The organism is Quyinboa ferrireducens (assembly GCF_042436675.1).
Lineage (GTDB): Bacteria > Bacteroidota > Bacteroidia > Bacteroidales > UBA5342 > JBHJHP01.
This window is the reverse complement of the sequence record NZ_JBHMVA010000009.1, coordinates 159,506-184,576: the sequence shown is the minus strand read 5'-3', so window position 1 is coordinate 184,576 and position 25,071 is coordinate 159,506. Positions and strand designations below refer to the sequence as shown.

Below are 25,071 nucleotides of genomic sequence, written 5' to 3'. Positions count from 1 at the left end.
CCAATAAATTTATAACTAATAATTGATATATCAAGTTATGTCTGAATTATTTGTATTTATGGTTTATCAAAATAATTATATTTTGTTAGTCTAGAGATAATAATGTTTCCCACTAATTCATCAGAAAATGGGAGAACAACCCCAAGCCCCAATCTCACTCTGCTTACAATTTCCTACCTTTGTTAAAACCAATTTGCTATGATCCGATCCGTCAGAACATCCGATGCTGAAGCTATATGTACTATCTATAACCATTTTGTGAACCACACGGTAGTGACCTTTGAGGAAGAACCTGTAACCACAGTCGAAATGGAAAACCGCATTAAAGAAATTTCCATGCGCTTTCCTTATATTGTTCTGGAACTGGATGGTGCGATTAAAGGATATGCGTATACCACAGATTGGAAAACAAGAGCATCTTATCGGTTTTCAGTGGAAACAACGGTTTATTTAGAGCCCGGAACAGAAGGAAAGGGATATGGATTTGCCTTATATTCTCACCTTATAGACCTTTTGAAACAGCAAAACATCCATGCCGTTATCGGTGGCATTTCACTGCCCAATGCGGCAAGCATAAGGCTTCATGAAAAATGCGGATTTAAATACCTTGGAAAATTCAGTGATGTGGGATACAAATTTAATAACTGGGTTGATGTGGGCTACTGGGAGTTAATACTTTAGTCCCTTAGCGTCCGGTTCCCCTTAATGTGCTTTGGAAAATAAGCACAATGCCTGCATCCGTTCCCGCAACAATAGCCCCTGTCTCTGTGGTACTTCTCAGTAAATATCCTGAAACCGCGCTTATCCATGTAATAATCTTCTCCCTCTTTCAAAGGTGTTGGTGTAAATTCTATATCGTCGTACATTTTTTTCTAAATTCTCTGTTCTTAAAACATTAACTCTTATCAAAGGTTCATTCCTAACGAACATGAATCCCTGATTAGCTGATCAATGTAAAATGTGACATTAGAAAATTTTTACTCTGCGCATATCTGCGAAATATTTCAGCGTACATCAGCGAGAACAAGTAATCCGTTATTTTTTTAAAATTATTTCTCGCAGAATACCGCAGATTAAACCGCAGATTTACGCTAAATTTCATTTAGAAACTCAATTACGGTTAAAATATAAGTTTGCCCTCTTATTTCCCATGTGATCTGACTATTGTTCTATGACATTAAATCCTGCCAATCCAAGATCTTTCCAGTATCCCGGGTATGACTTAGAAACCACGCCAGGCTCATTAATTATTATTCCCGGAAGCATTACGGCAGCCGGAGCAAAAGCCATGGCCATCCGGTGATCCTCATAGGTATCAATTGCTATATTTTCCTTTTTCTCACTGGTAGATCCGTCCCAGGCCATGCAGCCTTCTTCCGGTTCTGTGATCACAAATCCCATCTTACCAAGTTCCTTTATCAGCGCAGCCACACGGTTCGTTTCCTTAATCTTCAAACTGTGCAGTCCTTTAAAATAAAATGGAATACCCTTCAAAGCACAGGTCACCACAAATGTTTGAGCCAGATCCGGTTGATCCACAAAATCCACGTCCAGCTTTTCAACGGTTGAACCCGAATTTTCCAGAACTGCTCCTTCATCAGAATAAGTTGTTTTTACGCCCAACTGTTCAAACAATTCACCACAGCGACTGTCGCCCTGATAGCTTTCTTTTATAAGATCAGGAATTTCCACTTTGGCTCCCGGAACAAGCGAAACCATCTGGTACCAGTACGATGCTGCGCTCCAGTCCGGTTCCACAAAAAACTCCCGTGGTTTGTAATTCTGTTGTGCAATGGTGATGGTATCTCCTTCCCATTCGGCTTTTACACCAAAATATTCCATCATACGCAAAGTCATGCGGATATAAGGTTTGGAGATAATCTTATTTTTCAGTTTCAGTGTCAGTCCACCCTGAACCGTCGGGCCAATCATCAGCAATGCCGAAATATACTGACTGCTTATATTACCTTCCAGTTCCAGTGTCTTGCTGTAAAGGGCACTGCCATAAATTTTTAGCGGTGGATAACCTTCCTTTTCCATATATTCGATGCGGGCGCCCAATTCGTTCAGCGCATCCACCAGAATTTTTATGGGACGGTTTTTCATGCGTTCACTACCGGTAACCACCCACTCTCCCATTATTTTCGACAAAAATGCCGTAATAAAACGCATGGCTGTTCCTGCAGGCCCAACATCAAACACGTTGCTGTTTGAATTCAGTGCTTTCAACAACACCTGTGTATCATCACTTTCACTCAGGTTCTGAACCGGAATACCACTGTAACTTAAGCCTGATATAATCAGTGCCCGGTTGCTGATGCTTTTGGATGCCGGCAATACAATTCGGGCATCAATGGTCTTCGGTGCAGTTATCGAATATTGCATGCTAAACTCCTGTTACCTTGCGTAAATAATCCAGTGAATCGTCAATTTCTTTGCGTGTACAGTTCATGTTGATCTGCACCTCACCGATGTTTTTCATAAAGGTAAAGTTAATCATTCCACCCTTGTTCTTTTTATCGTGAAGCATCAGTTCATATAATCGGTCATAATCTTCTGAAACAAATTGAAATGAGCCATAATTCCTGACAACCAGGTCTACCAGTTGATCCAGAGTTTTTTCCGGGAAGTTCAGTTTTTTATGCGATAAATACAGTTCACTTATCAGTCCCCAGGCAACTGCATAGCCGTGTAGTACAGGACGTCCCTGTTCCATGGCCATACTTTCCAGTGCATGCCCGATGGTATGCCCCAGGTTCAGTGCCTTACGAATACCTTTTTCATACGGATCCTCCGCTACAACACGCTCTTTAATGGCGATGGATTTCCCGACAATTGGTTTCAGAAGTTCGTAATCAGGATCTGTTGTGTCATAAGCACAAATCTCATCCCAGTCTGCCTGTGAGCTCAGCAAGGCATGTTTGATCATCTCTGCGTACCCTGAAATAAAGTTTTCCTGATCCAGTGTTTTCAGAAAGCGGGTATCTACGAGTACGGCTTCCGCATGGTTAATGACACCGATCTCATTTTTCAGGCCTTCAAAGTTAATACCAGTCTTCCCTCCAACAGCTGCATCCACAATAGCCAGAAGCGTAGTCGGCACATTAAAAAAGTGTACACCCCGTTTAAACGTTGACGCTGCAAAACCTCCAAGGTCGGTTACCATTCCGCCACCCAGACTGATAAACAAGGAGTGACGGTCAGCGCCGTTATGGGTCATATATTTCCATACATCCACTAAAGCATCTACTTTTTTGTGGTCATCGCCCGATTTAATGGTGATAAAATGTGCACCGGCCAGTATAATATTCTCTTTCAGAATATCAGCACACTTTTCCAGCGTATTATCGTCAGTCAGAATAAAGATTTCTGAGGATTTATACCCTTCCAAAAACGGTTCAATATCAACCGCCACGTTGTCGCAGATCCTAACCTTACTGTTTACAGATTCTATGATCATAACTGAATTTTTTGCGGTCACAAAGATAAGGTCAAATTCGGGTTATTGCAACATCTTACTCAACCGATGACTCGGAGTCATCGGTTGAGTAAACACGAAAAGCCAGGGTCTGGCTAAAAGCTACTCTTCCTCATACATAAACACTTCGTTGATTTGTTTATGAAAGACATCCGATATTTTAAATGCCAGTTCCAGTGAAGGAGAGTATTTGCCCTTTTCAATGGCAACAATGGTTTGCCTTGATGCACTGACTTTATCTGCCAGCTCCTGTTGTGTCATTTCATCGGCATCGAACCTCAAGCGTCTTATGTTACTTTTTATTATCTTTTTCATTTATAGCCCCTTTCTGTGAAAATAAATCTGCGTTCCGTTATCAACAACTTCGGAAAGCAGGCCACTGATGATAAAAACAATAAAAATACTGTAAACCGGCAAACCGATTGAAAGTCCAAGAATACCAAGTACAAAACCACCTGAAAACACATAATATGAATTACGCATGCCTTTTAATTTAATCAGTTTTACCCGTTCGTCTTCAACCGGTATTTTGTCTTCGCGTGTAGCAATAGCATTAATAATGTGAAATATAATGTATATGATGATTCTGGCTACTACTGAAACACCAATAAAAATCAAAAATACAACACCCCATTTTCTGTAATCCGCGGTAAGGTCAATTACTCCCGAAACATGTTTCTGGTATACGATCCAACTGTAAACCAAAGTGATTAACAAACCACTAAAGATGTTTACAACGTTTTCTTTTTCCTGATAAGTCATATCCTGTAAGTTTATAATATTTAACAATAGAACTAAAATATTTGACACAAAGATATATATTTTTTACTTTATGTAAAGTATTTTTTACATTTATTTTTTGTTTTATTATGTAAAGAACCCTGAATATCATTTGCAAAGCCCCTGAATATTCCTTTAATTTGCGCCGTTAAACACAGACAGTTCGAAACCATCCTGTCTCTAAAAAAAACTAGGGAAATGAAAAATAAACAATTACAAAAGGCCAAAGAGCCTTCGCTTGTCGTATCAGACAAAAGTTCAACAGATTTTATTAAATATCCGGTGCAGTCATGAAAAAGGCTGTTGTATTGCTATCGGGTGGATTAGATTCAACCATAGCGCTCTACCTTGCCAAAAGTGAGGGATACCAGGTTTATGCCCTGTCGTTCGATTACGGACAGAAACATAACCGGGAACTTGAATGTGCCAAAGCTTCATCAGAAAAAGTTGGTGTGGCCGAACACAAAATTGTCAGTCTGAACCTAAACCTTGGGAGCAGCAGTTCACTAACCAATCCCGATGTACAGGTAGAAGATGGTGATGCGAACCGTACTGATATTCCACAAACCTACGTCCCCGCACGTAACATGGTGTTTCTTTCGGTTGCTGCATCTTACGCTGAATCAGTTCAGGCACAGCATATTTTTATCGGTGTAAGTCAGGTGGATTATTCCGGCTATGTGGATTGCCGCGAGAGCTTTATCAAAGCTATGGAGAATGCCATCAATCAGGGTACGGTGATGGCTGTTGAAGAGCACAAACTTATTAGTATCCATGCACCGTTTTTATTTAAATCAAAGACAGAGGAAATAAAACTGGGTGCAGAACTCAACGTGGATTTCAGTCACACCTGGTCGTGTTATCGTGGTGGAGAAACGCCCTGCGGAACCTGCGACAGTTGTTTGTTGCGTGCAAGAGCTTTTGCTGAAGCCGGCGTTATAGACACAGCATTAAATGAGGAGGGAAAAGCATGAGCCAGTTATTTTTAGCACCGGAAGGTATTTTTCCTGCCACAAAAGATGCTGCCGGGAATCCCATAAAGAAAAAGACGGCAACTGGTTTTACCATTCCAGGAACCATTCAGGGGGAAGGGAAAATGGCCGGTTTGCCAGCCCTGTTTTTACGCCTATCAGGTTGTAATTTAAGATGTATGTGGAACCTTCCCAATGGCGATATAAGTATCTGTGACACACCTCACGCTTCTTTCAGCACAGATTTTGAAACCCTGGTGAATACTGAAGATGTCGCCCGCAAAATAATCTATAACCTGGGAAACATTCCTTTGCTGGTAATTTCGGGAGGCGAACCCTTAATTCAGGCTAACGGGCTGATGGATCTTATCAAACATTTGCGTTCAGAAAAACCAGATATAAAAATAGCTATTGAAACCAATGGAACTATTTTTAATGAAAAGCTGGCTGACCTGATAGATTTTTTCAGCATTTCTCCCAAATTAAAAAATGCATTGCCGACCCTTGAAAAAGTAAAAAAAGCAGGCATTGTGCTGCCTGCTGATCCTGACAACTATAAAAAGATACAAATCAATATCAGGGTGCTTCAAGACTACATTGATTTGTGTAAAAATTCGCTGGAAAAAGATTTTCAGCTTAAATTTGTAATTAGCTCAGAGAACGAAACGAATGAAATAAAAGATCAGTACCTGGACCAGTTAACCGGCTGGAAAAGTGAAGACATCGTACTGATGCCCCTTGGATCAACCCCGGAAGAACTGGCCCAAACGCGCTTAATGGCCATGGAAACTGCCATAAAAAACGGATTCCGTTACACCCCACGGCTTCAGGTAACTTATTTTGACGGAATAGCAGGCGTATGATGAAACCGGAAGAACAACATTTAGGTAAAGAAAGTCAGTATCCTCAGCACTACACTCCGGATGTACTGGTTGCTGTTCCACGGTCTGAGAACCGTGAGTTGTACAATATAAAGGATGAGAAACTACCATTCTGCGGGGTTGATGTATGGCACGCCTATGAATTCAGTTTTTTACTGGGGAAAGGACTTCCGATTGCAGGCATGCTTAAAATTGTATATGCCTGTTCCAGTAAATTTATAGTAGAAAGTAAATCGCTGAAACTTTATCTGAACTCGTTTAATATGACCCGGACCGTTGCCGAAAGAGAAACGGCGGTACAAAACATCTGCGTCACAATTAAACGTGACCTGGAGCGACTTCTGAAAACAACCGTTCAGGTCACTTTTTTTGATCAGAATGCTTCTGTTCAGCCTTTTGATTTTGTAGGTTATCCTTTGCTTGAAGACATGGTTGGGATTGATCTGACCATTGAAGAATATTCAGAAAATCCTGAAATTCTGAGGCCACACCCGGGAATCACTTCACTGAAAATTTCCACCCATCTGCTGCGCAGTAACTGCAAAGTAACGCATCAGCCTGACTGGGGTTCCGTTTACATCTCAATGGAAGGCCCAACAATGCCGGATAAAACTACCCTGCTGAAATACATTGTTTCGTTGCGTAACGAAAATCATTTTCACGAGGAGATTTGCGAGATGATCTACAAACGTCTGGATGACATATTTTCTCCAACCGATTTGATGGTGTGCTGCCTTTATACCCGACGTGGTGGTCTGGATATAAATCCGGTTCGTGCAAAAAACCAACACTTCAGACTGCTAAACCTGGTTCAACCTAACAAACTGACAGAAAGAGGATTCAGACAATAAATATCTTTCGTTATATCGCATCAAGCTACGCATGATGCTGAAATACCACGTGCCGTTGGCGATGATTTTCACCTCTCCTTCTCCTTCGCCTAGGACTGCATCCAATGTTTAATTAACTATGCGCCGTTGGCGCTAACCTACCTCTGTTACTGTTTGAGCACCAAAAGGTGCGATATAACTCTGTAATGAACGATTCCGCCGCGGAGCAGAGCGGTAACAATAAGGAATTATTCCTTTAATCGCCTCAAGGGCTGGAAAATAAAACCCATTTAAAATTATTACATGAACACCTCCACAACTTTAAACTGCTAACTTTGTTCTGATAGAAAATATAATTTGTTACATATGCAGGAAATGTTCAAAATAAACAGAGTTTTCCCTGAAGATGTGGAGCGCATTCAAACATCTGAGAATAAACCACACACACATGATCACGAAGAACTCCTGATTGGTGTAGAAGGCAGTCTGGAACATTTCATCGATTTTGAATCCACAAAAATGGATGCCCCATTTGTAAGTTTTGTAACCAAGGGTAAAATACACCGCGTTGTACCCTATTTAAAAGACGGGAAATGTGATATCTGGGCTATCCGGTTTAAAAGTGAGTTTATACCAGAAACCACTTTCCAGTTATACACCTATTATCACAACAATGCAAACATCCCGCTCCCGGCCGATCGTTGTTTTAACCGAATGGAAACCATTTGTCGCATGATGCTGGAAGAAACGGAAGCTGATCAACCGGATTATTCGATTGTCCGCCACCTGTTAAGTGCACTTTTTACCATGGTTGAATCCGAACGTAAAAAATTAGTACCGGACGATTCTGAACTGATTAAAACACAAAGCTCTACTTTTAAAACATTTCTGGTAACACTCGAAGAAAATTTTCGTCGTCCAGAAGGTGTTGAATTTTACGCTGAAAAGCTCTTTATGAGCAGCCGTAACCTGAACATCATCTGCCAGAATATTATGCAGAAAAGTGTGTCTGAAATCATAGAAACGCGCAAGTTGATTGAAGCAAAGAACCTTCTGATGACCACTGATAAAACCATTTCTGAGATTGGATTTGAACTGGGGTATTCTGAAAATGCCTATTTTACCAGTGTATTTAAACGCAGATCAGGACAAACTCCCGGTGAATTTCGCAAAGAAATGCAGCAACTCATTTCCTGATTTTATAATTCCTTTTCCGAAAAATGATACCTCCTGCGTAACAGGATGCCCGTACTTTGTATCAACAAAAAAGAACAAAGTATAAATAATAAAAATAACGGAAATGGAAACAAAAAAAACAATCTGGACATTGGATCCTTCACACAGCGAAATTACGTTTAAAGTTAAACACATGATGATCTCCAACGTAAGGGGCGAGTTTAAATCGTTTAGCGCACTTATAGAAGGAGAGGATTTTGAGAAAGCAAAGATCAGTGCTTCAATTGAAGCAGCATCGGTTTTTACAAATAGTGAGGACCGCGACAATCATCTGAAGAGTGCAGACTTTTTTGATGCGGAAAATTATGCAGCTCTTACGTTTGAGGGTATTTCCCTTAAAAAGGTAGATGATGATGAATACAAACTGGCAGGCTTGCTAACCATTAAAGGCGTGAGCAAAGAAGTGACCTTTGACGTTGAATTCGGTGGTATCAATAAAGATCCGTGGGGAAACTACAAAGCAGGCTTCTCTATTGAGGGAAAAATCAACCGGAAAGATTGGGGACTTAACTGGAATGCGGCCCTTGAAACCGGCGGTGTACTGGTGAGTGATGATGTAAAAATATCAGCTGAAGTACAATTTGTAAAACAAGAAGCATAACAACTGAAGTATGGAACGGAAACAGTTTCTCAAAATTCTGTCCCTACTTCCATTAACAGGAGCAGCTATGAAACTGAATGCACTGAATAAACTGACATCCATGGACAGCACGGAGCTTATGCCCCTGCTGTTTCTGGGTCATGGTAGTCCGATGAATGCCATTGAGGATAATGAGTTCACGCGGAATTTTCATGATATCAGTACGAAATTCGAAAAGCCAAAGGCTATATTGTGTGTTTCTGCACACTGGGAAACACGTGGAACATTCCTTACTGCTATGGATCAGCCGCCAACAATTCACGATTTTGGAGGATTCCCTAAAGCACTGTACGACGTGCAGTATCCGGCACCGGGCAGTCCTCAACTGGCAAAAGAAACGTCGCAGCTAATCGGTTCAACCGAAGCGGATCTGACACAGAAATGGGGACTTGACCATGGAGCTTGGAGTGTGATCAAACACCTCTACCCCAACGCTGATATACCGGTAATAGAAATGAGTATAGATTATACGAAAGATCCGGAATTTCACTACAACCTGGGGAGGGAACTTGCCGCATTACGCCGTAAAGGGGTACTGATAATTGGGAGTGGAAACCTGGTGCATAATCTGCGGATGGTGGACTGGGAAAACATGAACACCATTGGGTACGGTTTTGACTGGGCCGTAGAAGCCAAAACCAAAATGAATGACTGGATTCTATCGGGTGACCACAAAGCGTTAATGCAGTATAAACAGCAGGGGAAAGCCCTGCAACTGGCTATTCCAACGCCGGATCACTTTCTGCCTTTGTTATACGTTCTGGGATTAAAAGAAGAAAAGGACGAAATATCGTTGTTCAACGATAAAACAATGGCTGGTTCATTGAGCATGACATCGGTTTTTATTAAACCTGGGAACTAAAGAGTAAAAATGCATACGTAAAATAAGTCTGTCTCTTATATGGGGCAGACTTTTTTGCTTGCTTCAAAACCTGAATACAGCCTGTCTTAAGCCTATTACTTTTATTCAAAACCAATAAAAATCCTGCACTTTTAACAAATACTGAATTTGTTTGTTAATGTGTTATCGATAAAATAAATAATTTAACAAATTCTCACACGGTAATAAAAAGTCTATGAAACAAATCAGCATTATTTTAAGCGTTTTATTTTTAACCGCCTGTGCTACTGTTCCCCTAACAGGCAGAAAACAGTTTAAAGCGGTCCCTTCATCTCAGATGTTGTCTTTAAGTGCAAGCAGTTATGAACAGGTATTACAAGAAAATGCCATTTCGGATAATAAGAAATATGGTGATATGGTTAAGACTGTTGGTCACAACATTTCAGCTGCAGTAGAAAAATTCTTTACGGAAAACAATATGCAGGATGAGATAAATAATTACAAATGGGAATATAATGTGTTAGTCTCAGACGAATTAAATGCATGGTGTATGCCCGGTGGGAAAATAGCATTTTACGAAGGTATTATGCCTGTATGTGAAAATGAAACCGGTGTTGCCGTGGTCATGGCTCATGAAGTTGCTCATGCCATTGCAGAACACGGCAATGAAAGGCTATCGCAGCAACTGGCACTACAATTGGGTGGCATGGCACTATCTGAAGCCCTTGAAAAAGAGAAGGAAACTACTCAGAATTTAGCGATGCTTGCCTTCGGTGTAGGCTCACAGGTAGGAATGATGTTGCCATACAGTCGCTTACACGAAAAAGAAGCGGATGAGATGGGGCTGTACCTGATGGCCATGGCAGGATACGATCCCAGGGAATCCATTACTTTCTGGCAGCGTATGATGGCCAACAGTGCAACCACAACGCCTGAATTTTTATCCACACATCCCAGTCCTGATAACCGGATTAAATACCTGGAAAGCAAGATGGATAAAGCCATGGAATATTACAATGCTTCAAAAGCGAGTTAAAACATGAAAGTAGATAACAAGGTTATAGTCGTTACCGGTGCCGGAAGCGGCATGGGCAGAGAAATTACATTGCAGCTTTTGTCTAAAGGGGCAAAGGTTGCCATGGTTGATATCAATGTAAAAGGCATGCAGGAAACAGCTTCGCTGGCGGGAGGTTCAAATCTGTCAACGCATGAAATTAATATTGCCAAACGTGATGAAGTTGAGAAATTACCTGAATCGGTAATTAAAGTGCATGGCGCAGTGGACGGATTAATCAATAATGCCGGAATTATTCAGCCATTTATTGACGTGAATGATCTGGGTTATGATACGATTGAACGCATTATAAATATTAATTTTTATGGTGCATTATATGTGACTAAATCATTTTTACCCTATCTGCTAAAACGTCCTGAAGCACACATTGCCAATATATCCAGCATGGGAGGTTTTATTCCTTTCCCCGGACAAACATTTTACGGTGCGTCCAAAGCTGCGGTGAAGCTTTTAACGGAAGGATTATATGCAGAACTTCGGCATACAAACGTTGGCGTGACCGTTATTCATCCCGGAGCCGTGAATACAAATATTATGTCCAACTCCGGCATTAAGTCAGAAGCCGAAGAAAAAGCTTCAAAGGATACACAAAGCAACATGGCGCTGCCTGCAGATAAGGCTGCAGAAAAAATCATACGTGCCATAGAAAAAAATAAATTCCGGGCAATGGTTGGAAAAGATGCCACTGGCTTAGATATACTATACCGACTGGCTCCGAGATTTGCCGTAAAGATGATTGTAAAACAGATGAGTAAACTGGATCTGAAGTAAAATTTTTGCACTTACTGCAGAACAAGGCAGTTTTATATTCTGTCAATATACCCTGAACCAAACCCAACAGATTCTATTATTTTTACTGAATACATATAAGTCTAACACCTTGTAAATATAGTATTTGATGCTTACTTTTGATAGTACACAAAATACTAAAACCATAATTATGAACCTGTTAGTCTTTATTACGAATATGAATTTCAGAATACAGGCACAAATGCCATAAAAATGTCATGCTTAAACCGTAACAGTTTAAACATTACCGTTATAATTTTGAAACCATATTTAAAAAGGAATTTCGGTGGAAACAATTGGCTCAAAAATTTCAGAAATAAGAAAACAAAAAGGATTATCCCAGGAAGAACTATCTGACAATGCAAATATTAACCTGAGAACACTTCAGCGTATAGAAAAGGGAATAAATCAACCACGGGGAAATACATTAAAAAACATATGTACGGTTTTGGAAATTAATATTGAGAACCTTCTTTATTACAATAAAAAAAAGGACTTAAAATTTTTACAGTATTTTCATTTATCTGTTTTGGCTTGTATCTTCTTCCCTCTTGGCAGTATCATACTTCCAATGGTGTTATGGCTAACCAAACGTGATAAAATAATTGATTTGAATGAACAAGGTGTTAATCTTTTAAATTTTCAAATTTTATGGAACCTGATATTCTATTCCTCTTTCATATTATGGTTCCTCCTAAAAATAAACCATTGGAGCAACAGTAATCTCCTATTCTATGTAATGAGTGTTCTGTATGTCATAAATATAGTTTATGCAATTACTATTAGCATATTAATTGGAAAAGGGAAGTTAAAAATGTACTATTTTAATATCTTTCAGTTTATAAAAATGTGAACCAATGAAACACACCGTCAATAAATCGCATACAATATTCAATGCAATACTCTAAAATTAAATTCAACTATTATGAAAAATACAATTCTTGTCCTGTATATTTTTATTTCAATTGCTTCCGGTGCACAAAACAGCAACATTGACTGGCAGGCTGATATCAACTATCTGAAAACCGAATTACCTAAGAAGCATTACAATTTATTTATGGTAAAAAGTCAAGAGGACTTTAACAATGGTCTGGACCTGATTGCTGCACAAAAGGATCAGTTATCGGATTTTGAAATGGCCGTAAAATTAAAACAACTGGTTGCGTCAATGGGTGACTTACATACACACGTTAGCCTTAGACAATTTTGGGACTCAAATCGTTTTTTACCACTTAATTTAATGTGGTTCAGTGAGGGCATAATTGTTCAGGGCACCACAAAGAAGAATGAAGCCATACTAGGAGGAAAACTTTTGGCATTAAATGGAATTCCCATAAATATAGTTATCGACTCACTTTCCACATTAGCAACCATAGATAATATGGCAACAATAAAAAACACCATGCCAAAAATGCTCCCTCTGATTCAGGCACTGGAGTATTTTGGAATTGCAACATCTGACACTGTTAATTTACAATTGAAAAATGAAAATGGTCAGACACTAAATTACATGATTAGTTCTGAGAGCACTAACCGCTCTAACGCTGTAGGAGTAATCCCTGATCCAATACCCCTGTGCTATCAAAATAGAAGAGCCTTCTTTTGGGATCATGCAGATAGCAAAAATAATGTCTATTATATTCAGTATAATCAATGTTGGAGCCGGGAACATGTACCTTCCGGATTCAGAGGAAATGTTCAGGATTTACCATCTTTTGCAGAATTTCAGAATCAGATTATTGATACCATCAAAGCAAACAACTTTAACAAAATCATTTTCGATATCCGTTTTAACGGTGGCGGAAACTCGGATCAGGGAACCCAACTGATTAAAGAATTATCAACGCTAAAAAAAGCCAATAAAAAGGGTAAACTATATGTCATTATCGGTCGCAAAACATTTTCCTCCGCGATTATAAATGCCATGGATTTCCGAAATATGACCAACGCTATTCTGGTAGGTGAAGAAACCTCAGGGAAACCAAACCATCTGGGCGAAGTAAAGCGAATGCAATTGCCATCTTCAGGTCTGTCAGTTCAGTATTCTACCAAGTACTTTAAACGAACAGACAAGGATCTGAACACCATCACACCCGATCATATTATCGAAGCCAGCTTTAAAGATTTTAAAGAAGGACATGATCCGGTTTATGAGTGGATCGTAAATCAGTAAAACATTATAGTTATTCATTATTGGAAAACTGATAGCTATGAGAAAAATTATCCTGATATCCGTTTTAATTACATTTGGGTTGACGGTGTTTTCCCAATCTAAACCTCATCTCAGATACGATGTATTGTATAATAAAGCATGGCATATCTATTCCAAATCTAAAGATAAACAAGAGATAAAACAGGCCTTTGAAATTTTTCAAGAATGTGCTAAGGTAAATTATAAACAAGCTGATTATTTTCTTGGCATGATGTATAAAAAAGGTAAGGGTACCCAAAAGAACTATAAAAATGCCTTTTCATGCTTCAGGCATGCTGCCAAAAGGGGAAATTCTCAGGCTGCTATCCAAATGGGACTGATGTATAAATATGGCCAGTATAAAAAGCAGAATTATAAAAAAGCATTTAAAATTTTCCAAAACGAAATTGATAGACCAAATCATGGATATGCATTATTCCAACTTGGAAATATGTACTATAAGGGCCTGGGGTGTGAACAGGATTATAAAAAAGCTTTCGATCTGTACTATGCTTCAAATAAAAAAAACAGCGTAAACGGCTCTAATGCTCTTGCTTTTTGCTATCGATATGGCCTGGGAACTGAAAAAAACTTAGAATCAGCCCAATACCATTTATCTAGGCTTTTGCAGGTTCAATACCCTTCTACAATTAAATCACTGGAATTAAGACCATCGCATGAACTTTTGCTAAATCCTGATCCTGAAGATCCCCTGTATAACTATATGGACAAAACTTTTACAACAATAAATCAGCCGTATAAACACGAGAATATCAGTGGAACTTATAAGGGACTTCTTTTAACATACGATTACAGTGGAAAAATTCTAATGAATCAACATGATATCAAATTAAAAATACAACAGAAGAATAAGAACATTAATATTCTGTGGATCGAGAATGATACACTGAAAGTAAATTTAATCGGAAAAATTAAAAAGTATGCTGTTGACTTTAGTAAAGCTGATTATAAAAGATTTGAGACTTCTGTTAAAAAATATCCGGTAAAATATGAATTTAGAAAAGCTACTTTTACAAAGTTAGAAGGTGAAAAGATAGTTTTAAAAGGAAATATTATATTTTATGTTCCAGGGCGATATGCCCTTGCTAATCCTATGAGTTTTGTTATTGAAAAAATTGAAAAATAACCTAAAAACTTTTTCAAGCTATCCCACATTTAACACTTTTTTTGATTTGCAATAAATTCCTTATTTTTAGATTCGAATGTAATATGATGCAGACAGTCACCGATGCTGTTTAAAATACATGAAAAGAACCGGATTTATACAACTACTTCATTCTCTTTCTGCACTTAGAATAATTGCTGCTTATATTTTTTTATCCTTTGGTTCATCAAATTTGCTGCATTCCCAGCCTTTCAGGGAAATAAGTTTACAAAGTCACTTATCATCGGCATTTAACAATAATGGTATTGCTGTGGCTGATTACGATGACGACAATGATCTGGACGTTTTCATTGTGTCGCGCTGGAACGGCATTACGAATATTCCAGTCGCCAGTCAGCTTTTCCGTAATAATAACAATGGCAGTTTTACGGATGTAACGGCAGAATCCGGTATTGTGAGCAGACACAATTATTTTGAAGAAACGGTACCTGGTCCTTTTGGTTTTGGGGAACAGATGAGCGCTTCGTGGGGTGATTACGACAACGATGGTTTTCCTGACCTGTTTCTGGCCAGTGCCTTGTTTTACGAGCTTTACCATAACAATCAGGACGGGACCTTTACGAATGTAACTAAAACAGCAGGATTTACAGAGAAAAACAGCTGCTACAGTACGCATGCCCTCTGGTTTGATTTTAACAACGACAGTTATCCCGATCTTTACATTACCAGCGTATTCAGCTGTTCCGGGGCATTGTACAAAAATAATGCGGACGGAACATTTACGAATTTCACCGACAGTGTTGGTCTGAATCCTTCCGGGCAGGCTTCATGGATGTCGATACCCTGGGACATTAATAGTGACGGTTTCCAGGACCTGTACATTGCAAAGGACTTTGATCTGCCAAACGAATTTTTCATAAACGATAAGGGTACTTTTTTCAGAGACAGTGCAGCGGAATACGGCATAGAAGACGAATTTAAAGACGGTATGGGATTAGCCCTTGCCGATTACAATAACGATGGCTATCCTGACATGTTTATTACGAGCATCAACGAGAGTGCACTCTATAAAAATATGGATAACAGATCATTTACAGATGTGGCACCTGCGTTGTATCTTGAAAAGACGGAATGGGCCTGGGCCTGTCAGTTTGCAGATTTTGACAACGACCTGGACCAGGATCTGATGGTTCTAAATGGCTATTTTCTGGAATTCCCGAATAAATATTATGAAAACCTGCTGAACACAGGCGAAGAAAAATTTGAAGAGAAAGCAGCAGCTCATGGCCTGGATGAATCTACGTATTCCAGCAGTCTTGCTGTGTTCGATTACGACAACGATGGTGACCTTGATATGCTGGTAGGAAGTACAGATAAACAAATTCAGTTCTTTGAAAACCAGCGCATCGAGACTGCACCAAAAAATACCGCGAACTGGGTCAGCATAGATCTGGAAGGGACAACTTCAAACCGCGATGCTATCGGGACACTTGTTCAGGTAAAAGTTAAGGATCAGGTCTTATCACGGTATAAACATGGCTCTTCGATTATGGCTCAAAGTCTGTTACCGGTTCACTTTGGCCTGGGATCCTATAATACCATTGAAGAATTAACCATAACCTGGCCCTCCGGTCTAAAGGAGACATATTACAACATTCCGGCAAATAAATCTTATTATTTTACCGAAGATTACGGGTATTATGAAATCTACATAAATACCAAAAAGATACCCGGATGTACAGATCCGGCTTCATGCAGTTACGATCCTGCAGCTACATTAGACGACGGTTCCTGCACATACCTTGAAAGTTTTGCAATTGAGGGCAATACTACGGCGGGTGTACTCACAGAACAGACCTATTCATATCCCTCAGCACCAGGAAGCACCTGTTACTGGCAAATTACAAACGGGAAAATCATTGAAGGTCAGGGTGATTCAGTGGTGACTGTGAGATGGGGAATTGCTGAAAAAGGTGGACTATCTGTCCGGGAAGTAAATGCATGTTCAAGTCTGCCCGTTGTACTGGATGTGAACCTTAATGCAACGGATGTACCGGATAATATTTCTGTCGCCCGTATGTGGAACGAATCCCTGTTACAGGCCATCCGTGAAGATTATGCCCGTCCCACCGTTCACGCAAGAAATCTGTTTCATACAAGCATAGCCTTATACGATGCATGGGCCCTTTTTGATGACAAGGCAGAAACCTATCTCATAGGAAAAGAACTGCATAATTTCATTAACAACTTCAACGGCTTTAGTACAGGTATCAACAAAGATGTTGCGGTAAAAACCGCCATGAGTTATGCCGCTTACAGGCTGTTAAGTTACCGGTTTAAGAATTCACCACATCATGATGAAACGCAACAGCGGTTTGATGCCCTCATGAAGCTGTTCAATTATGATATGGATTATACGTCATCCAACTATTCAGGAGGTGACCCCAGAGCTTTGGGAAATTTCATTGGCCAATCCATTATTGTTTACGGGTTAAGCGATGGCTCCAACGAAATTAATAAATACGTTAATACGTTTTACAAACCGGCTAATGAACCGCTGATTCCAAATTTGCCGGGGAACCCGTCTGTCACGGATCCAAACAGGTGGCAACCGCTGCAGCTGGAAATATTTATTGATCAGGCGGGCAATATCACATCCGAAAACACGCCGGCTTTTCTGAGTCCGGAATGGGGCAATGTAAAACCTTTTGCACTGAAAGATGAGGACGCGAGCAGTTATTCCAGAGACGGAAATCTTTATACCGTATATCATGATCCCGGTTCACCACCCATGCTCAACAAAATGAAGCTGAAAGAGTCAGATATGGATCTTTACAAATGGAACTTTTCCATGGTTTCTGTATGGAGTTCTCATCTCAATCCTTGCGACAGCGTAATGTGGGATATTTCGCCCGCTTCAATAGGAAACATTGATTTTAACACATTACCGAAAAGCATCACAGAACACAATGAATTTTACAATTTTTTAAACGGTGGTGATACCGGCAAAGGGCGAACGATAAATCCGGTAACAGGAAAACCCTATACGAGCCAGGTGGTTCCACGGGGAGACTACACCCGTGTTCTTGCCGAATTCTGGGCCGATGGACCTGATTCTGAAACACCGCCGGGACATTGGTTTGTATTGCTCAATTACATCAGCGACCATTCTGAGTTTAAGCGCATGTTCAAGGGACAGGATTTTTTTGGCGATCAGCTGGAATGGGATGTAAAATCGTATTTCACCCTTGGTGGTGCCATGCACGACGCTGCAGTGACATCCTGGGGGATAAAAGGATGGTATGACTTTATTCGTCCTGTTTCAGCAATACGATACATGGCTGACATGGGTCAGTCATCCAATGCACAAATGGATAACTATAACATTAATGGTATTCCACTGATTGAAGGTCTCATCGAAATTGTGCAGAAAGGTGATACCCTGGCGGGACCTCACGATGAAAATGTGGGTAAAATAAAACTGTATGCCTGGCGTGGTCATCACTACATCAACAATCCCGAAGTGGATCAGGCAGGTGTTGACTGGATCCTTGCGGAAAACTGGTGGCCTTATCAGAGACCATCTTTTGTTACGCCTCCTTTTGCCGGTTATGTATCCGGACATTCAACTTATTCGCGGGCAGCTGCAGAAGTTATTACCGCTCTTACGGGAAGCCCATATTTCCCGGGTGGCATGGGAGAATTTGTGGCAAAGAAAAATGAATTTCTGGTATTTGAAGAAGGCCCCAGCCAGGATATTACGCTTCAATGGGCTACCTACAGGGATGCTTCAGATCAGTGTAGCCTTTCCAGAATCTGGGGTGGCATACATCCGCCCTGCGATGACATTACCGGGCGGCTCATTGGAGAAACAATCGGAAAAGAAGCGTTTGCCTTTGCCGAACATTACTTTAATGGCGATGCTACAGGCATTCAGCTGATTAAACAAGGGAATAATTCAGAGATTTATCCGAACCCTGCCAGCCATGGGCTTGTATATATTACCAGTACCGGCACAAATCAGGATTTCAGACTTTATGATGTTAATGGTTCGGAACTGGGGGCACAACGAATCAAATACCATCCGGAAACAAATACGACTACGCTATCCGTAGATAATCTACCTAAAGGTTTTTATCTGTTAAAGTCCAGTCAGAATGTATGGAAAATTGTTATTGAATAGAATTTAAAGACCATTAAACCAGCTTATCCAGCTTTCCGTCTACTATGCCGTATTCAATGGATTCTTCAGCTGACATCCAGTAATCACGGTTAAAATCCTTCATTACCTTTTCTACCGGTTGTCCACAGTTTTCAGCAAGAATTTCTGCCCCCAGCTGTTTTGTCTTAATGATCTCACCCATCTGAATTTCAATGTCAGCAGCTACTCCTCTTGCACCACCACTCGGCTGATGTATCATCACACGGGCATGCGGCAGAACGAACCTGCGTCCTTTGGCTCCTGCCGAGAGTAAAATAGATCCCATAGAAGCTGCCAGACCGGTACAAATAGTTGAAACAGGACTGGAAATACCTTTGATGGCATCATAAATGGCAAAACCTGATGTTACATAACCACCAGGACTATTAATAATAAGCTGAATCTCCTTTCCCGGAGCAACCATATCAAGATACAATAAACGTTCGATAACGTGTTTGGCAGAATCATCATCCACCTCACCCCACATAAATACCTTGCGTTCATTCAGTATTTTAGAATCAATAATATCCTGTAATTTCATTTCTTTGTCCATATTTTTAAGCTTTATGTTTCAAATAATATTCAATAACGTTTGCCAACACAATATTGTTAGTTACAATAATTACTTACCTCCATATTTCTTCTGCCATACCGGATAATCCTCAGCTAAGAGCTGCTCCGGCCATCTGCCGTAATAGGCATATCCTCCACGTCGTTCCTGTTCAATTTCATTTAATTTGTAATGGATCACTTTATCACGTCCAATAAAAATTGGTTTATCTGTTTCAAGCTCATAAAACCGTGCCCAAAGTGGTGCCGCGTCCGGATCTGCTTCCACAAAGGCATCCGGCTTGCCATTTTCACCCCATTTATGATGATAAGCCAGACCTGTAATCTGTACATCCTTAAACCACTGAACGGCACCTTCAATGGCTGCTTTTACCTCTGGAGAAGGATTTGGTATTTCCATCAGGAACCGGACGATATCCACACTTTCCTCTCCTGATAATGAAGGTGGTTCAAAGTTACGTGCCCATGCAGGTTTCAGTGTATTCTGGTCATACTGGGCACACCATACGGTTAATCGACCATTTTGTTTTACCTGGGTCTTTAAAATACAATCTATCCCCTTCTCTACAGCAGACTCACTCTTTTCACGATGACTCTCATCCACAAAACCAAATGGTGCCTTTTTCTGAGCAATGTCACGCAATATAAACATCACGTTCATCATGGCGTTGTCGTTATACGTAATCTCTGAATAATAGCCATGCTTCCTGAGTGGATAAAACTGTGGCCAGCCACCGTTAGCATATTGAGATTCCAGCAAATAATCAAGGCCTTTCAAAAAAGATTCTTTATATTTTTTTTGTCCGGTTGCATCATACATCAATGCTAAAAACCGCATTGGACGTGTTGTAGCATTGTTATCAATGGTGTTGGCTTCCCCCTTTTCTTCAATTTTCTTAAATTCTTCCTTATCCGGTTTCTTAGACAGGTCGGTATTCTTAGGCCACGCGCCATATTTTGACTGGTACAGCAAAACATTATCTGCAATATCCTTTGCTTCCTTAGATTTATACCATTCAGGTGAACGGTGTAAAATAGATTCTCCCCATTTAAAATTTACCCCTTTAAATGTCCCCTGGGCATAAATCACCTCCGGTAACAACAGGATAACTCCCAATAAAAAGACTTTTACGACCTTAGTAAAATAATACATAACCGATACTTTTAGCGTTATAAAATTGTCCGTATTTCCTTTGCGACCTGTAAAATTAGACTTATAATTCAATAATGAAAATTCGTTTCAGTTGTTAAATTATTAAAAAACCTTAACAACCTGCATTTTTGTATATCTGTTAATCCGATTTTAACGTATTATTTAATAAACAGAGGATTACAAAAATACCGCTTGCTTAATTTATCTTATTCTCAAAATGAACAACTTCAATGGTTAAAATCTTATTATATTTGTAACTATGATGGATAAAATGGTATTCATGAAGAATCGCATAAAAGCCCGCTTTTTATTTATGCTTCTGCTGTTTACAACAGGGTTTTGCTCACAGGTATTTTCCGTGAATATTTCATATGAAAAAGATTTTGAGTACCCTGTTGATTCTTTGGCAAAAGTGCGTCTGAATAATCAGCACGGGAGTGTCAACATAACCTTTGCCGATATTGATTCCATTTACATCAATGTAAATCTTTCTGTAAACCTGGATCTTAATTCTGATTCTTCAACATTTTTTTCGCACATCAACTACGCTGTTTCCGGATCATCCCAAAAGGTTGACATAGAGTTAATTGTTGACCCGGATTACGCATCCAATTATTTATACGATTCTGAAATCAATATAAAGGCTCCGTCCTATCTTTTATGGAACCTTACAAACAAGTTCGGTGATGTATTTCTGAATGGTCCGCTTACCATACAAAATTTAACACTGGATTACGGCAAACTTCATGGGACAGATTTACTGTTTCAGCCTCAGCGCATTTCAAATCTCACATTCTTTCAGGCCGATGTAACCCTGCACTATATTGCCAATGCACTCATCCATTGCGAAAATTCAATTGTAGCCGTAAACCGCATCGATGAGGCCATTATTAAAAGTGAATTTTCCACCTGGACTGTTCAGGACGGTGACAATCTGAACATTTCTACCGAGACAGATAACTTTAATATCAATAATGCTGGTGATGTAAAACTTAATGGCATGTACTCTGAGTTCACTATTAATAATGTGACCCGGAATCTTGAAACGGTTTTAAATTATGGAAAGTTTCGGTTAGGCGATGAAAAGCCCGGTTTTCAGACTATCAATATTGATCATAGTAATGTGTTTACCAACCTGGTATTTCAACGGTCTGTCTCTTTTAATCTTAATGCAGATATAAAATATTGTGAACTGGTGGTTGACAAAAATCTTTCAGCTTCGGTTAAAACCATTGAAGACGGGGCATCAAGAATGATCAATGGTGTTGTTGGCAGCAATGCCGATACGGAATCTGCAGTAACGGTAATCGGACGTTTTGAAAATATCAACCTGAATCTGGCAGGCATCAAATAAAATATAACCTATATAAATACACAGAAGTTTTATTGCTTTAAACAACAATTATGAGTGAAGTAACAACACGGATTGAAAATCTCAGAACCCGGATGCGCGACCATAATATCCAGGTCTGGCTTGTTCCGGGGACTGATCCGCACATGAGTGAGTATCTCCCTGAAGAATGGTTGGAAAGGGCATATATATCAGGTTTTACCGGGTCAATGGGCTTCGTCGTTATTACCCTGAATGACGCAGGTTTATGGACTGATTCCCGCTATTTTTTACAGGCAGAAAAACAGCTTGAAGGATCGGGTATCAGATTGTTTAAAAAAGGAATTACCGGCACTCCTGAACCCATCAACTGGGTTAGAGAGAATCTTGATCCGGATCAGACAGTAGGTCTTAATGGTCTGATATTTCCTGCCGCAGAAGTGGAACGTATTCAAACCGTATTACAGAAGAAGAATATACATCTTGATACAACGCATGATTTACTTTCTGAAATGAGATCCGAATCAGGGGTAAAAAGCGTTAAACCTGCAATGCTTCTCAGCGTTGATTACAGTGGCGAAGCAACACAAAAAAAACTGGAGCGTCTGCGTAAGGCATACTCAGGAAAATGGATGGCTGTATATTCGGCACTTGATCAGATAGCCTGGCTCTATAACATACGTGGCAACGACGTGGTCTATAATCCGGTTATCATTTCTTACGCCATCGTTACTCATGAATCAGCTTATCTATTTGTTGATCCTAAAAAAATTGAAGACAGCGTTAAATCAAAGCTCAGTAAATCAGGGGTGACTATCTTACCATATGAGTCCATTTTTGATTTTATACGCCAACAGCCTACCGATATCAGACACATCACCGAAAAAAGTGCGTTAAACTATGCGGTATACAGCACCATGGCGGAATCCCATACAGTTGAAAATGAGGTATCGCTGGTCAACCATTTCAAATCCATTAAAAATAATGTTGAAATATCAGGGTTTAAAAAATCCATGGTCAACGACGGCATTGCCATGACCCGGTTCATGATATGGTTTGAAAAGGCGATGGCCAAGGGAAAAACCATAACGGAATATGATATTGGGGTTCAACTGAAGCATTTTCGTTCACTGCAGGAAGGATTTATGGACGAAAGTTTTAACACCATAGCCACATTTAATGAGAACGGCGGATTTGTGCATTATTCACCTCCTGCTGAAGGTAGTGCAAAAATTGAGAAAGATGGGGTTTTGCTGATGGACTCAGGAGGTCAGTATTTGTTCGGAACAACCGATATAACCAGAACCATTTCTACCGGAAAAGTGGATCAACAGGCCAAAAATGATTTTACAAGAGTACTACAGGGACATATTAACCTTGCAAATGCTGTATTTCCGGTAGGAACCAGAGGTGTTCAGCTTGATATCCTGGCGCGTGAAACCATGTGGCGTATGGGGCTTGACTATGGTCACGGAACCTGTCATGGCGTTGGGCATTATCTGAATGTACATGAAGGGCCTCAAACCATACGTAAGGAAGGAAATGATGTGGTGCTTGAACCCGGTATGGTCATTACCATTGAACCCGGATTATACCGTGAAGGTAAATGGGGACTAAGAGTGGAAAACATGGTGTATATTGCCGAAAAGATGACAACAGAATTTGGTTCCTTTCTGGGATTTGAAACCCTGACACTTTTCCCTATCGATCTGAGAATGATCAACATGAACCTCCTGGATATCAAAGAAATTGAATGGGTGAACAACTATCATAAATTGGTTTACAACGCTTTGTCATCACACCTTGAACCGGATGAGGTGACGTGGCTCAAAGAGAAGACACGACAGATTTGAACGAAAAGCGGATACATATAGTCGCTTTGGATATACCATACCCTGCAAATTACGGGGGTGTAATTGATATCTTTAACCGGATAAGGGCTCTAAATAATAGTGGGATCAGGATCACACTGCATGCCTTTTATTCAAACCGTCCGGAGGCGCCTGAACTTAAAGAATATTGCGACAGTATTTTTTATTATAAACGTAAAATGAGTATCAGCAATTTCTTTTCGTTTATGCCTTTTATTGTTAAAACCCGGATTGATAAAAAGCTGCTTTATAATCTTCTCAGGGATACAGATCCTATTATTTTCGAAGGACTGCACACCACTGCATACCTTAACCATACGCGATTGAAAGGCAGAATAAAACTGGTAAGAATGCATAATATTGAATATGAGTATTACTACCAGCTGGCAAAATCTGAGAAAAATGTATTGAGAAAATTGTATAACCTGCTGGAGGGTTTTAAACTTAAACGATATGAAAAAATTATAACGGTAGCGGATCATGTCGTCACCATTTCGCCGAATGATTACGATCATTACAACGCTACTTATCCCAATATAGAACTTATACCCTCGTCGCATTCCAGCCGCAAAATTGAAAGTCTGCCGGGATACGGAGAGTACATCTTTTATCATGGAAAGCTCAGTGTTCCTGAAAATGAAAATGCCGTAATGTTTCTGCTTAAGAATGTTTTTAGCCGAATAAAAACGCCATTTATCGTTGCAGGCATGAATCCTTCGAACAAGCTTAAACGAACAATAAAAAAACTGGACTATGTTACACTGATCGCTAACCCGCCGGAAGAAGAGATGCTGAAACTGATACGGGAAGCACATATCAATCTGATTGTAACTTTTCAGGCAACAGGCCTTAAATTGAAATTACTAAAATCGTTGTACAACGGACGGTTTTGTATTGTTAATTCCCCAATGGTTAGCGGTACGGGGCTGGAACCGTTATGCGAAATTGCCGATACTGCGGACGACCTGGTTAAAACGATTGACGAATTTATGCATATTAATTTCAGTCCTGATCATATTAAAATTCGTCATCAGAACCTTATGCTGATGTTTGATCCTGTAGCCAATGCAAAAAAATGGACCTCCCTCCTTTTCCCTGAAGAATAACA

23 protein-coding genes are annotated in these 25,071 nt (G+C 39.9%); 16 read left to right on the top strand and 7 right to left on the bottom strand.

All coding sequences use genetic code 11. The features are described 5' to 3' along the window. Positions 1 to 198 precede the first annotated feature (198 nt). Positions 199 to 681, top strand: coding sequence for an arsinothricin resistance N-acetyltransferase ArsN1 family B (locus ACE01N_RS13630; protein ID WP_380589956.1), 483 nt, complete (start codon positions 199 to 201; stop codon positions 679 to 681). Here the strand turns inward: ACE01N_RS13630 and ACE01N_RS13625 are convergent. The 5 genes from ACE01N_RS13625 to ACE01N_RS13605 all read right to left on the bottom strand — a co-directional run bounded on the left by ACE01N_RS13625 (position 678) and on the right by ACE01N_RS13605 (position 4,240). Next, on the bottom strand, positions 678 to 866 hold the full coding sequence (locus tag ACE01N_RS13625) for a C1orf53 family protein (protein WP_375722251.1): 189 nt from the start codon (positions 864 to 866) through the stop codon (positions 678 to 680). The two genes, ACE01N_RS13630 and ACE01N_RS13625, sit on opposite strands and share 4 nt — an antisense overlap. A gap of 295 nt (positions 867 to 1,161) precedes the next feature. Continuing rightward, the gene (locus ACE01N_RS13620) at positions 1,162 to 2,385 is read right to left on the bottom strand and encodes a 3-phosphoshikimate 1-carboxyvinyltransferase (protein WP_380589952.1); all 1,224 of its coding nucleotides are present in this window, start codon (positions 2,383 to 2,385) and stop codon (positions 1,162 to 1,164) included. Between the two features lies 1 nt (position 2,386). Further along, positions 2,387 to 3,460 carry a 3-dehydroquinate synthase gene (gene aroB, locus ACE01N_RS13615; protein WP_380589949.1) on the bottom strand — a complete coding sequence of 358 codons (1,074 nt, stop codon included), beginning with the start codon at positions 3,458 to 3,460 and terminating at the stop codon, positions 2,387 to 2,389. Positions 3,461 to 3,580: 120 nt separating this feature from the next. Next, positions 3,581 to 3,793 carry a helix-turn-helix transcriptional regulator gene (locus ACE01N_RS13610; RefSeq protein ID WP_375727405.1) on the bottom strand — a complete coding sequence of 71 codons (213 nt, stop codon included), beginning with the start codon at positions 3,791 to 3,793 and terminating at the stop codon, positions 3,581 to 3,583. Next, complete coding sequence (locus tag ACE01N_RS13605; protein WP_380589944.1) at positions 3,794 to 4,240, bottom strand: hypothetical protein; 447 nt, start codon at positions 4,238 to 4,240, stop codon at positions 3,794 to 3,796. A gap of 308 nt (positions 4,241 to 4,548) precedes the next feature. Here ACE01N_RS13605 and queC point away from each other — a divergent pair, with 308 nt between their 5' ends. From queC to ACE01N_RS13545, 12 genes are all read left to right on the top strand, one after another. Next, entirely contained in the window at positions 4,549 to 5,232 is a 684-nt protein-coding gene (queC, locus tag ACE01N_RS13600; protein WP_380589941.1) for a 7-cyano-7-deazaguanine synthase QueC, read from the top strand. Then, the gene (locus ACE01N_RS13595; RefSeq protein ID WP_380589938.1) at positions 5,229 to 6,092 is read left to right on the top strand and encodes a 7-carboxy-7-deazaguanine synthase QueE; all 864 of its coding nucleotides are present in this window, start codon (positions 5,229 to 5,231) and stop codon (positions 6,090 to 6,092) included. Before queC ends, ACE01N_RS13595 begins: the two co-directional genes overlap by 4 nt. Next, positions 6,089 to 6,961, top strand: a complete 873-nt coding sequence (locus ACE01N_RS13590; protein WP_380589935.1) for an NADPH-dependent 7-cyano-7-deazaguanine reductase QueF — start codon at positions 6,089 to 6,091, stop codon at positions 6,959 to 6,961. The genes ACE01N_RS13595 and ACE01N_RS13590 overlap by 4 nt, the downstream gene beginning before the upstream one ends. Before the next feature lie 354 nt (positions 6,962 to 7,315). Further along, positions 7,316 to 8,137, top strand: coding sequence for a helix-turn-helix domain-containing protein (locus ACE01N_RS13585; protein ID WP_380589932.1), 822 nt, complete (start codon positions 7,316 to 7,318; stop codon positions 8,135 to 8,137). Between the two features lie 103 nt (positions 8,138 to 8,240). Beyond that, the gene (locus ACE01N_RS13580; protein ID WP_380589929.1) at positions 8,241 to 8,777 is read left to right on the top strand and encodes a YceI family protein; all 537 of its coding nucleotides are present in this window, start codon (positions 8,241 to 8,243) and stop codon (positions 8,775 to 8,777) included. Between the two features lie 10 nt (positions 8,778 to 8,787). Further along, positions 8,788 to 9,678 (top strand): 4,5-DOPA-extradiol-dioxygenase, encoded by an 891-nt coding sequence (ygiD, locus tag ACE01N_RS13575; protein ID WP_380589926.1) that lies wholly within the window; start codon positions 8,788 to 8,790, stop codon positions 9,676 to 9,678. Between the two features lie 214 nt (positions 9,679 to 9,892). Beyond that, positions 9,893 to 10,693: a M48 family metallopeptidase gene (locus ACE01N_RS13570; protein WP_380589923.1), complete on the top strand. Its 801-nt coding sequence runs from the start codon at positions 9,893 to 9,895 to the stop codon at positions 10,691 to 10,693. A 3-nt stretch (positions 10,694 to 10,696) separates the two neighbouring features. After that, a complete protein-coding gene (locus tag ACE01N_RS13565; RefSeq protein WP_380589920.1) occupies positions 10,697 to 11,503 on the top strand; it encodes an SDR family NAD(P)-dependent oxidoreductase in 807 nt (268 codons plus the stop codon). Between the two features lie 304 nt (positions 11,504 to 11,807). Then, positions 11,808 to 12,374, top strand: a complete 567-nt coding sequence (locus ACE01N_RS13560) for a magnetosome magnetite crystal formation protein family (RefSeq protein WP_380589917.1) — start codon at positions 11,808 to 11,810, stop codon at positions 12,372 to 12,374. Positions 12,375 to 12,446: 72 nt separating this feature from the next. Beyond that, positions 12,447 to 13,694 (top strand): S41 family peptidase, encoded by a 1,248-nt coding sequence (locus ACE01N_RS13555; RefSeq protein ID WP_380589914.1) that lies wholly within the window; start codon positions 12,447 to 12,449, stop codon positions 13,692 to 13,694. 124 nt (positions 13,695 to 13,818) lie between these two features. Continuing rightward, complete coding sequence (locus ACE01N_RS13550; RefSeq protein WP_380589912.1) at positions 13,819 to 14,859, top strand: tetratricopeptide repeat protein; 1,041 nt, start codon at positions 13,819 to 13,821, stop codon at positions 14,857 to 14,859. A 118-nt stretch (positions 14,860 to 14,977) separates the two neighbouring features. Beyond that, positions 14,978 to 19,021, top strand: coding sequence for an FG-GAP-like repeat-containing protein (locus tag ACE01N_RS13545; RefSeq protein WP_380589909.1), 4,044 nt, complete (start codon positions 14,978 to 14,980; stop codon positions 19,019 to 19,021). Between the two features lie 13 nt (positions 19,022 to 19,034). Here the strand turns inward: ACE01N_RS13545 and ACE01N_RS13540 are convergent, their stop codons facing one another. Continuing rightward, on the bottom strand, positions 19,035 to 19,592 hold the full coding sequence (locus tag ACE01N_RS13540) for a ClpP family protease (RefSeq protein ID WP_380589906.1): 558 nt from the start codon (positions 19,590 to 19,592) through the stop codon (positions 19,035 to 19,037). A gap of 69 nt (positions 19,593 to 19,661) precedes the next feature. Further along, positions 19,662 to 20,762 (bottom strand): pectate lyase, encoded by a 1,101-nt coding sequence (pelA, locus tag ACE01N_RS13535; RefSeq protein WP_380589903.1) that lies wholly within the window; start codon positions 20,760 to 20,762, stop codon positions 19,662 to 19,664. Positions 20,763 to 21,042: 280 nt separating this feature from the next. Here pelA and ACE01N_RS13530 point away from each other — a divergent pair, with 280 nt between their 5' ends. The 3 genes from ACE01N_RS13530 to ACE01N_RS13520 are packed head-to-tail and all read left to right on the top strand — an operon-like array spanning position 21,043 to position 25,069. Beyond that, a complete protein-coding gene (locus ACE01N_RS13530; protein ID WP_380589900.1) occupies positions 21,043 to 22,116 on the top strand; it encodes a hypothetical protein in 1,074 nt (357 codons plus the stop codon). Positions 22,117 to 22,166: 50 nt separating this feature from the next. Next, complete coding sequence (locus ACE01N_RS13525) at positions 22,167 to 23,945, top strand: aminopeptidase P family protein (protein ID WP_380589897.1); 1,779 nt, start codon at positions 22,167 to 22,169, stop codon at positions 23,943 to 23,945. Next, a complete protein-coding gene (locus ACE01N_RS13520) occupies positions 23,915 to 25,069 on the top strand; it encodes a glycosyltransferase family protein (RefSeq protein ID WP_380589894.1) in 1,155 nt (384 codons plus the stop codon). The genes ACE01N_RS13525 and ACE01N_RS13520 overlap by 31 nt, the downstream gene beginning before the upstream one ends. Positions 25,070 to 25,071 lie beyond the last annotated feature (2 nt).